This window comes from Polymorphobacter fuscus (genome assembly GCF_011927825.1).
Lineage (GTDB): Bacteria > Pseudomonadota > Alphaproteobacteria > Sphingomonadales > Sphingomonadaceae > Sandarakinorhabdus > Sandarakinorhabdus fusca.
In genome coordinates, this window is sequence record NZ_JAATJI010000001.1 from 489,118 (window position 1) to 501,284 (window position 12,167).

Consider the following 12,167-nt stretch of genomic DNA (forward strand, 5'->3'; position numbering starts at 1 on the left):
CCGCCTTACATCCCCACGAGCGACTTCAGCCACAGCCACGCCGCCAGCACCGGACCGGCTTCCTCGACCGCGGCGCCAGCGACCAGCGGCAGCCGCGTATCGGGGTTGCCCTGGACCGACACCAGCATCTCGCCGACCTTCTGGCCCTTGGCGATAGGTGCCTTCAACCCGGGCACGGCGACCACCCGGGTCTTGCGCTCGCTGCCGAGCCCGCGGGGTACGGTGACCATCGTGTCGCGCGGTGAAACCATCGTCACATCGGGGACGACGCCGCCGGCCACCGCTGCCTTGCCGACGACCTGTCCGGCCTTCAGCACCGGGATGCCCTGCCAGGCATTGAAGCCCCAGCTCATGAAATCGACCGAAGCGCCGATCCGTTCGTTGAACGACGACAGGCCGGCAACGACCATGACCAGCCGCCGGCCGCCCTGGACGGCGGAGCCGGTGAAGCCATATCCGGCTTCCTCGGTATGGCCGGTCTTCAGGCCATCGGCGCCGCTGATCCGCCCCAGCAGCGGGTTGCGGTTGGGCTGGGTGATCGCCTCTCCCTTGCCCAGCGTCTTGCCCCAGGTGAATTTTTCGGTGCCGTAGAACTTCTTGTACAGGTCGGGAAAGTCGCGGATCGTCGCCTCGGCGATCAAGGCCAGGTCGCGCGCCGTCACATATTCATTGGGGTCGGGCCAGCCGTTGGTGTTGGCGAACTGCGAGTTGGTGACGCCGATCTTCTTGGCGGCGCGGTTCATCAGCGCGACGTAATTCTCTTCGGTGCCGCCGAGCCCTTCGGCAAGGACCACGCAGGCGTCATTGCCCGACAGGGTGACGATGCCGTGCAGCAGGTTCTCCACGCTCACCTGTTCGTTGACCGACAGGAACATCGTCGACCCTTGCGAGTGCCACTTCTTCCAGGTTTCGGGCCGGACCAGGATCTTCTGCTCAAGCGTAGCATCGCCGCGCTCGAGCATGTCGAACGCGACATAGACCGACATCATCTTGCCCATCGACGCCGGCGGGATGCGCGTGTCCGCTTCCTTCGAATACAGCACCTTGCCGCTCGAAATGTCCTTCATATAGGCATAGACCGCAGGCGTGGTGAAACTCGGCTTCTGTGCCAGCGCGGGCGTGGCGGCGACGGAAAACAGCAAGGCAAACAATACGGGACGCATCAGGGCTGGGCTTTCGCGCTAGGGATCAACTTGAAGGAATCAGTCTCGCCTCGCTGTAGCCCGCGGTGCGCAGCTGCGCCAGCGCAGCGGTCGCGGCCGCAGGGTCGGCATAGGGGCCGAGCCGGACGCGGGTCAGCCCCGACGGTGCGACTTCGGTGGCCACGGGTCCGAAGCTTGCCAGATAACCCGTCAGCCACGCGATGCGCCCGGGATCACCCAGGGCGGCGACCTGGACGAAGATCGGGCGGCCGGGCTGCGCCAGTGGCGGGGGCGTCAGCGGGGCGGGCGCCGGCGCCGCGACGACCACGGGCGGGACCGGCATTGTCGCCGGATAAGCCTTGTCCGGATAGACGCGGCGCACCCGCACCCGCGCCAGCCCGACCTTGTCGACCCCCAGCAGCTGTGCCGACCGCCGCGACAAGTCGATGATCCGGCCATCGACGAAGGGCCCGCGATCGTTGATTCGCACCACCAGCCGACGGCCGTTGTCGAGGTTCTCGACCTCGACCCAGCTCGGCATCGGCAGGGTCTTGTGCGCGGCGGTAACGTCGTCCTGGTCGTAGCGTTCGCCATTGGCGGTGCTCAGCGCGTGAAACCCCGGCCCATACCAGCTGGCTATGCCGCGCGCTTCATAGGTCCGGTCGTCGCCCGGCGTGTACCAGACACCGCCGACCTGATAGGGCTTGCCGATCTTGACGGCAGCCGGATTGAACGCCTTGTTATAGGCCGGTCGCTGCGGCTTGCCGGCACAGGCGGCCAGGACAAGCAGCAGCGCCAGGCTAATGCTGCGGCCCGGCAACGGCATCGCCCAGCAGCGCCACCGACAGCGCATAGAAGTTGGAACAATTATAGCCGAGGATGGCGCGGTAGTTGCCGGTCGTCAGCCAGGCGCCCTGCCCCGGCCCGTCCGGCTCCACCAGCGACATCGGCGTCGCCGGCGCCGGCCAGCTGCCGGTCGTGGTCAGCCCCATCCGCTGCCATTCCGACGCCGGCAGCCATTTGCTGTGACGTTCGAGCGGCCGCACGCAAGTCGTCGGCGCCACCGGGTTGCGCACCGCAGCACGGTCGAAGCCCGCCGGCACCTGCACGGCAAAGCCCCAGCCGATGCCGGCCTGCCAGCCGTGCCGCGCCAGATAATTGCCGATCGACGCGATGGTGTCGGCCTCCGACCCCCAAATGTCGCTGCGGCCATCGCCATCGCCATCGGCGGCGTAGGCGAGGTACGACGAGGGCAGGAACTGGGGTTGCCCCATGGCGCCGGCCCAGCTGCCGATCAGCTGGGCGCGGGTTGCGCGCTTCTGGTCGATGATGTCGACGACGGCATCGAGTTCCTTGGTGAACAGCGCCCGGCGCCGACCTTCCCAGGCCAGCGTCGCCAGGCTGCGCACCACGTCGAAATCCCCGGTGACGCGGCCATAGCTGGTTTCCATTCCCCAGACGCCGATGATGACTCCGGCCGGCACCCCGGATGTTGCCAGCGCCTTGGCAAGCGGCGCGGTCGATCGGTCGAGCGCCGCCTTGCCGCCGTTGATGCGCGAGGCATCGAGCCGCCGTGCCAGATAGTTGTCGAACCGCGCCGGAGCGCCGCCGCTGTCGCCCGGCTGGGCACGATCGAGCTCGATGACCCGGTCGGACGGGACCATGCCGTTGAACAGCGCGTCGAGCGTCGCCGGCGCAACACCGCGGGCCAGCGCCGCGGTCCGGTAGCGCGCCAGCCATTCGGCAAAGCTGCCGGTCGCTGCCGGCGGCGGCGGGGCGGGACGCGGCACCGGGGCGGCCGGAACCGGGGCTGGCGGGGGCGCCGGCACCGGGGCTGGCTCCCGTTGCGGCGCGGCGCAGCTGGCGAGCAGGGCGGCGCCGATGATGGCGGTGAAAAACGAGGGGGTACGCGACATGCAGCGGTCATGGCACACGATCGCCGGCGTTGCCAGACGGTTGCGCCCGATCCGGCAACTCGGGACTTGCGACCCGCGCCCGCGCCCGGCAAGAGAGATTGGTCCGGAAGGGTGGCCGAGTGGTTTAAGGCAACGGTCTTGAAAACCGTCGTGGGGGCAACTTCACCGTGGGTTCGAATCCCACCCCTTCCGCCAGGTCGGCTTGCGGCGCGATCGAAGATCGGGTCGATCCTGTACCGGTCCACGGCGATCGCTTGCAGCTCAGCGAAATTCACCCCGACCGGCGGCTGAAGGGCGACGCACACGATCTTGTGGTGCGACACAGGACGATGCGCCGGCCTGCCAACGCTATTCCCATTCCGTCACCGTAATATTCGCGGTCGCTGTCACGCATGAAAAAACTTTCATCGCCGGGCGACGATCCGGATGCAGTGACTGGTCTAGCGCGGGTCTCGAGGCCGTGGCGGACGACGCTGCTGCCGATGGACATTCTCCCTGCCGTATCCCGATCGAGACCCGCCCCCGGTGACCATGACCACGCTGCCCAGAACCCAACGATATCGCGCGGCACGGCTGCTGATGGCGGGTGCCGCGCTGTTCGGCGGCGTCTGTCCAGCCGGTGCAGCGCCGGCCGCGATTGCTCTGGCGCCGCCCGCCGCCACGTCGACACAGGCCCCGACGCTCGTCTCGCTCGATGCCGCCATCGACGCTGCAATGACAGAGAATATCGATGTGGTCAGCGCCCGCAACGCCGTGCGCACCGCCGCCGCCGGGCTGCGCAGTGCCGATACCTTTCCTAACCCCGTGCTCAGCCTGGGCGCCACGTCGCTGCGCACCGGCCATGTCTTTCCCGATGCGGTCAGCAACATGGCCGATGATGTCGCCCGCATCGACCAGCCGATCGAGCGGGGCGGCAAGCGCCGGGCGCGGGTGGGGTCGGCGCGGGCAAGCCTTCAGGCCGCAAGCAGCGATGTTGCCGACACGCAGCGCCAGGTCCGCGCCGATGTCGTCGGCGCCTGGACGGACCTGCTGGCGGCCGAGCAGCGGCAGGCGCTGTATGACGGCATCGCCGCGTCCTACCGCCAGAGCCAGCTGCTGGCGGAACGCCGCCTGCAGGCCGGCGCCATTTCGGCCGGCGACCTGTCGCGCCAGCGCGTCGAGATGCTGCGCGCCCAAAGCGACTTGTCGCGGATCGCCAGCGACCGCCGCGAAGCCCAGCTCGCCTTGGCCGTCCTGATCGGCGAAGAGCCGCATGCCGCCACGCTGCAGACCATCGGCGGCTGGCAGCGGCCGGCGGTCAATGCCGATCGCGATATCGATACCATCGTGTCGGCACGGCCCGATGTCCGCGCGGCGGATGAACGCATCGCCGCCGCGCGCTATGCCTATGAAGGCGCCCGCGCCCTGCGCCACCCGGACATCAGCATCGGCGCCCAATATGAACATGGCGGCAACACGCCCGGAAGCAGCATCGGCTTTGGCTTTTCGGTGCCGTTGCAGGTCGGCAATCGCTATTCCGGCGAGATCGATTCCGCCAGTGTCGATCGCAACCAGGCGGAGGCCAACGCCGCCAAGGTTCGCGCCGTCGCCACGGCCGAAATCGCCACCGCCCGCCGCGCCGCCGAAGACGCGAGCGCGCGCCGCGCCCGCTACGACGACGACCTGCTGCCATCGGCGCGCAAGGCCGCAGCGACAGCAGAGTTCGCCTATGCACGCGGCGCCATGGCGTTGGTCGATCTGCTCGATGCACGCCGAACCCTGCTGGCGATCGCGCTTGCCGCCATCGATGCCCATGCCGACGAAGCCAAGGCGCGGGCCCGCCAGGCGGCGGCCGAAACCCCCGAGGAGACGCAATGACCGGCCGCAAACTTTCGGTTGCAACGGCGCTGCTGGGCGCAATGCTGCTGGCCGGCTGCGACAAGGCGCCGACCCAGGCGCCAACCACGTCGCCGCCCGCCGCCGTCGCCACCGAGCCTGGCGTCATCCGCTTTCCGGCCGGGTCCCCCGACCTCGACGCCATCGAGATCGTGGCGGCACGTTCCGGCCCCCTGCCCGTGTCGGCCGATCTCAATGCGCGCATCGCCGTCAACGAGGATCTGACCGCGCGCGTCGGCGCCCCCGTCGCCGGCCGGGTCACCCGCGTGCTCGTCGACATCGGCGGCCCGGTGCGCGCCGGACAGGCGCTGGCGCGCATGGACGCCCCCGATCTGGCACAGGCCACTGCCGACAAGCTGGAGGCCGAATCCGATGCCGACCTCAAGCGCCGCGCCGCCGACCGCGCCCGTACCCTGTTCGAAGGCGATGCCCTTGCTCGCCGCGACCTCGAAGCCGCCAATGCGGAGGCACGCTCGGCCGATGCCGAACTGACCCGCGCCCGGCTGCGGTTGCGCAATCTCGGTGGCGGCGCAGGCACCGACCTGTCGCTGACCAGCCCCGTCGCCGGCTATGTCCTCGACCGCCAGATCGAAGCCGGGCAGCAGCTGACGCCGGGCCAGAGCCCGTTGTTCACCGTCACCGATCCGCGGCGGCTGTGGCTGCTCGTCGACGTGCCCGAAACCGCCATTGCGCGCGCCCGCGTCGGCGAAGCGATCCTGTTCGAGGTCAACGCCTTTCCCGGGCGGCGGTTCGCCGGCAAGATCACCCGCATCGGCCTTGCCGTCGATCCGGCCACCCGCCGCATCCAGGTGCGCGCCGAAGTGCCCAACCCCGACCTGGCGCTGAAGCCGGAAATGTTCGCCCGGGCGCGTTTCGTGACCGACGACGGCGAAACCGCGATCCGCGTCCCCAACGCCGCGCTGTTCGAACAGGGGCTGAAATCCTATGTCTTCCGCGTCGATGCACCGGGCACATTCCGCCGGCTGCCGGTGACCGTCGGCGTGCGCGGCGAGGATGCGTCCTATGTCACCGCCGGGCTGAAGGATGGCGACAAGATCGTCGGCGAAGGCGCGCTGCTGCTCAACGCCCAGATGGCGGGTGAACAATGATCGACAGCCTCGCGCGCTTTGTGACCAAGAACCGGCTGTTCGTCTTCATCATGGTGGCGGCGTTGATCGGGATCGGCGTGCGCGCCGTCCTCAACATGCCGATCGAAGCGTTCCCGGATGTTCAGGACGTCCAGGTCGTCATCATCACCCAGCAGCCCGGCCAGGCGCCCGAGGAGGTCGAACGCGCCGTGTCGCTGCCGATCGAGCGCGCGCTCGCCGGCACGCCCGGGGTCAGCAACATGCGATCGGTGTCGATCACCGGGCTGTCGGTGGTCACGCTGATCTTCCAGGACGGCACGGACGATTATTTCGCAAGGTCGCAGGTGCTGGAAAAGCTGCGCGATGCCGACCTGCCCGATGGCGTGGTGCCCAGCCTCGCCCCGCTCAGCACCGCCGTTGGCGAAGTCTATCGCTATGTCATCGACAAGCCCGCCGGCATGCCCCTGTACGAGGCGCGCGCCATCCAGGATTTTGTCATCCGTCCCGCCATCCGCATGGTGCCCGGAGTTGCCGATGTCACCAGCTTCGGCGGATCGATCAAGCAATATCAGATCCGCATCCAGCCCGAGGCGCTGAAGCGCTATGGCGTTACCCTGGCCGACGTCGAAACCGCGGTCGGCAATGCCAACAGCAACGTCGGCGGCGGCATCATGCGACGCGGTGACGAGGCGGTGGTGGTGCGCGGCGTCGGACTTTACACCGGTATCGACGATGTCGCCAACACGCTGGTCAAGGCGCAGAACGGCCGCACCGTGCGCGTGGGCGACCTTGGCGAAGTGGTCATCGGGACGCCCGAGCGCAGCGGCATGGTCGCCAACGACCGCCAGGACGATGTGTCCGAAGGTGTCGTGCTGATGATCAAGCATCAGAATGCCGCGGAAGTAGTCAAGGGCATCAAGGCGGCCGTCGACGGGCTCAACAGCCAGTTCCAGCTCGACGCCCGGCGCGAAGGCCATGCGCCGCTGAAGATCCGCGCCACCTATCAGCGCACCAAGCTGATCGATCGCACCGTCGAGACAGTGGCGGAAAACCTGCTCGTCGGCGCGGCGCTGGTCACCGCCATCTTGCTCGTCTTCCTGCGCAACTGGCGCGCCGCGCTCGCTGTCGCCGCGATCATCCCGCTGGCGCTTCTCGCGGCCTTTGCCGGGCTTTACCAGGTCAATGTGCCGGCCAACCTCATTTCCATGGGGGCGGTGGATTTCGGCATCATCATCGATTCCGCCGTCGTGCTTGTCGAGGCGATGATGGTCGGCCTTGCCATCGAGGCGGCCCGCCATGGCGGGCTGTTGAGCAACCACCAGAAGGAAGGCGTCGTCCGCAGCACGGTCGGCACGCTCGGCAAGCCGATCCTGTTTTCCAAGGCCATAATCATCATGGCCTTTGTTCCCATCTTCACCTTCCAGCGCGTCGAAGGGAAGATGTTCTCCCCCGTGGCACTGACGCTCACCTTTGCGCTGCTTGCGGCGCTGGTGCTGACACTAACCTTCCTGCCGGCGGTGCTGTCGCTGCTCGTCACCCGCCACGATATGGCCGAAAAGCACATCGCCTGGATGGACCGGCTGCGCGACCGCTACCGCCGCGTGCTCGACTGGGCGGCGCCGCGCGACAGGCTGATCTTCACCCTCTCCATCGCCGCGCTTGTCGTTACCGGGGTGCTGGTGCCCAAGCTGGGGTCGGAGTTCCTGCCCAAGCTCGATGAAGGCAATATCTGGCTGACCGTCCAGCTGGCGCCGTCGGCGGCGATGGAGACGACACGCAAGGTCGAATCGACCATCCGCCACATCATGCTGACCTATCCCGAAGTCCGGCAGGTCGTGTCCGAAACCGGCCGCCCCGATGACGGCACCGACCCCAAGGGCCCATCGAGCCTGCAGATGTTGATCGACCTCAAGCCGCGCGACGAATGGCGCGCGCAGTTTCCGACCAAGGAGGCACTGGAAAACGACATGCGCCGCCGCGTCGATGTCATGCCGGGCGTGCCGACCAACTTCAGCCAGGTCATCGAGGACAGCGTCGAGGAAAGTCTGTCGGGCGTGAAGGGCGAAATCTCCATCAAGATCTTCGGCCCCGATCTCGCCGTTCTGGAGGCGCTGGCCGATCGCACTGCCCGCGTCGTCGCCGCCGTGCCGGGCGCTGCCGATGTCGCCGCCATCAAGGTCGGCGGGCAAAGCGAGCTTCGCGCTGTGCTCGACCGCGCCGCCATGGCGCGGCTGGGGCTCAACCCCGGCGATGCCAATGCCGCCATCCAGGCGGCCTTCGGCGGCGCTGTCGTCGGCGCCGCCTATGAAGGCGACCGCAAGTTCGACATCGTGGCGCGCTTTGCCGAGGACCAGCGCAACGCCGTCGACGATCTGGCGCAGTTGCAGATCCCCCTGCCCGCCGGCGGCACGGTGTCGCTCGGCGAAATCGCCCGCATCGACGTGCGCATGGGCGCCTCGCGGATCAGCCGCGAAGCCGGCGGCCGCAACGTCGCGGTCAAGGCCAATGTGTCGGGCCGTGACCAGGGCGGTTTCGTCACCGATGCGCAAAAGGCCGTCGCGGCACAGGTCAGGTTGCCGGCCGGTTACCGCATGACCTGGGGCGGCCAGTTCGAAAACCAGCAGCGCGCGATGAAGCGCCTGTCGATCATCGTCCCCATCGCGCTGCTGGGCATTTTCGCACTGTTGTTCGGTGCGTTCAAATCGGTGCGCTTCGCCGCCGTCATCCTCGCCATGGTGCCTTTCACCATGATCGGCGGCATGGCGGCGCTGGGGTTGGCGGGCCTGCATCTGTCGGTGTCCGCCGCGGTCGGCTTCATCGCCGTCGTCGGCATTTCGGTGCAGAACGGTGTCGTCATGCTCGAACATGTGACGACACTGATCAGCGACGGCATGCCGATCGACCGCGCCATCCTCGAAGGGCCCGTCGACCGGCTGCGGCCGATCCTGATGACGGCGCTGATGGCAGGGCTGGGGCTGTTGCCGGCAGCGCTGTCCACCGGCATCGGGTCGGAAACGCAGCGCCCGTTCGCCTGTGTCATTGTCGGCGGCATCGTCTCGGCGACGCTGTTCATGCTGGTGCTGCTGCCGCTGGCGCTGCGCCGGCTGAGCCGCAACGACGCGGGCGCGCAGGCTTTGACGTAAGCTGGCGAACCGGCCGCCATCCCGGCCTGACATCGGACCGGGGTGGCTCCGTATTCTTCCGTAAATCGCAGCTGCGCCCGATCCGGCAATGTGATTTCGGGTCGCCGCACGGGCTGCGGCGCCTGCCGGGAGCGACGGGCGTGAAAACCATCATGCTGCACATCCATGATGACAGCGAGCAAGCCGGCCGCCTGCAGATCGCCATCGACCTGGCGCGCGCCGCCGATGCCCATATCACCTGCCTGCAGCTTGTCGGGCTGGAACCGCTGGGGATCGACCCGCTGGGGGGCTTCTTCGGCCTGTCGGCCATGATCGAGACCATCCACGCGCACGACCACCGCTTTCGCCAGGACCTCGAGGCGCGGCTGCGCCAGGAAGGCGTTGCCTGGGACTGGCGCTGCTTCGACGGCGCCGTCATCGAAACGCTGATCGCGCAAAGCCGGCTCGCCGATGTGCTCGTGATCAGCCAGCCGGTTGCAGGTCGCCAGGGTGCCGATGACCCATTGCCGATCGTCGCCGATGTCGTCCTCCACAACAATGCCCCGGTGCTGGTCGTCCCGATCGGCGCGAAGGCTTTTGCCGCCAACGCCGATGCGATGCTGGCATGGAATGGCTCGGCCGAGGCGGCCCACGCCATGCGGCTTGCCTTGCCGCTGCTCAAGCGCGCCGCCTGTGTCCATATCGTCGAAGTCAGCGATGATCGCCCCGGGGCGCCGGCGGCCGATGCCGCCCTGTTCCTCGCCCGCCATGGCATCGCCTGCGAAGTCCATGAATGGCCCGCCAAGGGGCGTCGAACCGCCGTTGCCCTCCGCCACGCCGCGACCGAGCTCGACGCGCGCTACGTCGTCATGGGCGCCTATGGCCACAGCCGGCTGCGCGAAACGGTGCTGGGCGGCGTGACGCGCGAACTGATCCAGTCCTCCACGGTGCCATTGCTGCTGGCACATTGACGCGCAGAGATTGAACAAGGGCTGCCCCGGGCCTAGACAGGCTTGTGTGCCCCTTTCGAACTCCATCGCCACAGGGCAGCAGCGTTGTCGGCTTCGAAGGCGACGCGGCCTATCAGCAGTCGATCCTGGCCACTGTCCCCGACGCCATGATCGTCATCGATTCGCACGGCGCCATCCTGTCGTTCAGCGCCGCTGCTGAACGCATGTTTGGCTATGCCGAAGGCGATGTCGCCGGACAGAATGTCAAGATGCTGATGCCCGATCCGGACCGCGAGGCGCATGACGCCTATATGGACCGCTACATGACGACCGGCGTCGCCCGCATCATCGGCATTGGCCGGGTGACCACGGCGCGGCGGCGCGACGGCAGCAATTTCCCCATCGAACTGTCGATCGGCGATGCCGACACCCCGCATGGCCGCGTCTTCACCGGCTTCATCCGCGATCTTTCGGAACGGCAGCGAACCGAACGCCGGCTCAACGACCTCCAGGTCGAACTGAGCCATATCTCGCGGGTGAGTGCCATGGGTTCGCTTGCCGCCGCGCTCGCGCATGAGCTCAACCAGCCGCTGACCGCGATCGCCAATTACATGGAAGGCGCCCGCGACCTCCTCGACACCCCCGATGCGGCGGCGCTCGAGATGGTCCGCGAAGCGCTCGACGAAGCCGCCGGCCAATCGATCCGCGCCGGCCAGATCGTCCGTCGGCTTCGCGACTTCATCGCCCGCGGCGAAAGCGAAAAGCATATCGAAAGCCTGCGACGCCTGGTGACCGAAGCCAATGCCCTGGCGCTGACCGGGACGGGCGTTGCCGCCATCGACGTCAGCATTCGCCTCGACAGCCTTGCCGACGACGTATTGGTCGATCGCATCCAGATCCAGCAGGTCCTGCTCAACCTCATCCGCAACGCCGTCGAGGCGATCCAGGGTGCCGGGCAGCGCCAGTTGTCCGGCCCGGGGCATGGCGCCGCGCGTCGCCGTATCGAGATCCGCAGCCGTGCCGATGGCGACGACATGGTCGTCATCACCGTCGCCGACAGCGGCCCCGGCCTTTCGCACACCATCCAGCAGCATCTTTTTGAACCCTTCCAGACCAGCAAGGAGCAGGGCATGGGACTTGGCCTGTCGATCAGCCGCACCATCGTGGAGGCCCATGGCGGCCGCATCTGGGCCGAACCCGCCGATATCGGCGGTGCCGCCTTTCACTTCAGCCTCGTCCGCGCCGCCGCCGCGCAGCATCCCGATGACTGAACCGACCGTCTATCTCGTCGACGATGAAGCCGCCGTACGCCGCTCGGTCAGCTTCATGCTCAAGACTGCCGGGATCACCGTGATCGGTTTTGAATCGGGGGAAGAATTTCTCAAGGTCGCCGCCGGCCTCGCGCCGGGCTGCGTGCTGCTCGATGTTCGCCTCAGCGGCATCGACGGTATGGCCGTCCAGCAGACGCTGCGCGCGCGCGGCATCATGCTGCCGGTCGTCATCATCACCGGCCATGGCGATGTCGGCCTGGCCGTCCGCGCCATGAAAGCCGGCGCCGTCGACTTCATCGAGAAGCCCTTCGAAAAGGCGACGCTGCTCGCCGCCATCGACCAGGCGCATGTCCACAACCAGGGCCGCGAGGAACTGCACCGGCTCGCCGAGACGGCACAGGCGCGGCTGAACGTTCTCACGCCGCGCGAACGCGATGTGCTCGAGGGCCTCGTCAACGGCCATTCGAACAAGGTCGTTGCCTATGACCTCGGCATCAGCCCGCGCACCGTCGAAATCCACCGCGCCAACCTGATGTCCAAACTCGCCGTAAACAGCCTGTCCGATGCCTTGCGGATCGCCTTTACCGCGCGTGTGGGGTCGCTCGGCCAGGACTGATCCTGTCATTGGCGGGCGGACGCTTCAAGGGCGCCCCTTGCGGCGCCCACAGCCGGCGTGGCACGCCTTGTCACAGTCATCCGGCTGCTGCCCCGGCACCGGCACGCTGCCGCCGCTGCACAGCGTCGCCCGACCCGGCGGCATCGCGGCCGCGCTGCTGCCGGCCAGCATCACCACGGCACACAGC

The 12,167-nt window shown here is 67.9% G+C and carries 9 protein-coding genes and 1 tRNA gene; 7 read left to right on the forward strand and 3 right to left on the reverse strand.

The genetic code is table 11. The features are described 5' to 3' along the window. Nucleotides 1–5 precede the first annotated feature (5 nt). From GGQ62_RS02370 to GGQ62_RS02380, 3 genes are read right to left on the reverse strand one after another with little or no spacing between them, the layout of a single operon-like run. Complete coding sequence (locus tag GGQ62_RS02370) at nt 6–1,163, reverse strand: D-alanyl-D-alanine carboxypeptidase family protein (RefSeq protein WP_152576662.1); 1,158 nt, start codon at nt 1,161–1,163, stop codon at nt 6–8. Nucleotides 1,164–1,188: 25 nt separating this feature from the next. After that, nucleotides 1,189–1,962 (reverse strand): septal ring lytic transglycosylase RlpA family protein, encoded by a 774-nt coding sequence (locus tag GGQ62_RS16525; protein WP_279380558.1) that lies wholly within the window; start codon nt 1,960–1,962, stop codon nt 1,189–1,191. Further along, nucleotides 1,943–3,058, reverse strand: coding sequence for a lytic murein transglycosylase (locus GGQ62_RS02380; protein ID WP_152576660.1), 1,116 nt, complete (start codon nt 3,056–3,058; stop codon nt 1,943–1,945). Before GGQ62_RS02380 ends, GGQ62_RS16525 begins: the two co-directional genes overlap by 20 nt. 105 nt (nt 3,059–3,163) lie before the next feature. Here GGQ62_RS02380 and GGQ62_RS02385 point away from each other — a divergent pair. From GGQ62_RS02385 to GGQ62_RS02415, 7 genes are all read left to right on the forward strand, one after another. After that, a tRNA-Ser gene (locus GGQ62_RS02385) sits at nt 3,164–3,253 on the forward strand. Between the two features lie 336 nt (nt 3,254–3,589). Beyond that, a complete protein-coding gene (locus GGQ62_RS02390; RefSeq protein WP_152576659.1) occupies nt 3,590–4,915 on the forward strand; it encodes a TolC family protein in 1,326 nt (441 codons plus the stop codon). After that, complete coding sequence (locus GGQ62_RS02395) at nt 4,912–6,042, forward strand: efflux RND transporter periplasmic adaptor subunit (protein WP_152576658.1); 1,131 nt, start codon at nt 4,912–4,914, stop codon at nt 6,040–6,042. Before GGQ62_RS02390 ends, GGQ62_RS02395 begins: the two co-directional genes overlap by 4 nt. Beyond that, nucleotides 6,039–9,164, forward strand: a complete 3,126-nt coding sequence (locus GGQ62_RS02400; RefSeq protein WP_167649444.1) for an efflux RND transporter permease subunit — start codon at nt 6,039–6,041, stop codon at nt 9,162–9,164. Before GGQ62_RS02395 ends, GGQ62_RS02400 begins: the two co-directional genes overlap by 4 nt. Nucleotides 9,165–9,304: 140 nt before the next feature. Further along, on the forward strand, nt 9,305–10,114 hold the full coding sequence (locus GGQ62_RS02405) for a universal stress protein (protein ID WP_152576656.1): 810 nt from the start codon (nt 9,305–9,307) through the stop codon (nt 10,112–10,114). Nucleotides 10,115–10,158: 44 nt separating this feature from the next. Next, entirely contained in the window at nt 10,159–11,364 is a 1,206-nt protein-coding gene (locus GGQ62_RS16665; protein WP_243446604.1) for a PAS domain-containing sensor histidine kinase, read from the forward strand. After that, on the forward strand, nt 11,357–11,980 hold the full coding sequence (locus tag GGQ62_RS02415) for a response regulator transcription factor (protein WP_152576655.1): 624 nt from the start codon (nt 11,357–11,359) through the stop codon (nt 11,978–11,980). Before GGQ62_RS16665 ends, GGQ62_RS02415 begins: the two co-directional genes overlap by 8 nt. Nucleotides 11,981–12,167: the final 187 nt, after the last annotated feature.

Coding starts and splice junctions, on each gene's coding strand:
- GGQ62_RS02370 (WP_152576662.1), bottom strand. CDS start 1,163: ATGCGTCCCGTATTGTTTGCCTTGCTGTTTTCCGTCGCCGCCACGCCC.
- GGQ62_RS02380 (WP_152576660.1), bottom strand. CDS start 3,058: ATGTCGCGTACCCCCTCGTTTTTCACCGCCATCATCGGCGCCGCCCTG.
- GGQ62_RS02390 (WP_152576659.1), top strand. CDS start 3,590: ATGACCACGCTGCCCAGAACCCAACGATATCGCGCGGCACGGCTGCTG.
- GGQ62_RS02395 (WP_152576658.1), top strand. CDS start 4,912: ATGACCGGCCGCAAACTTTCGGTTGCAACGGCGCTGCTGGGCGCAATG.
- GGQ62_RS02400 (WP_167649444.1), top strand. CDS start 6,039: ATGATCGACAGCCTCGCGCGCTTTGTGACCAAGAACCGGCTGTTCGTC.
- GGQ62_RS02415 (WP_152576655.1), top strand. CDS start 11,357: ATGACTGAACCGACCGTCTATCTCGTCGACGATGAAGCCGCCGTACGC.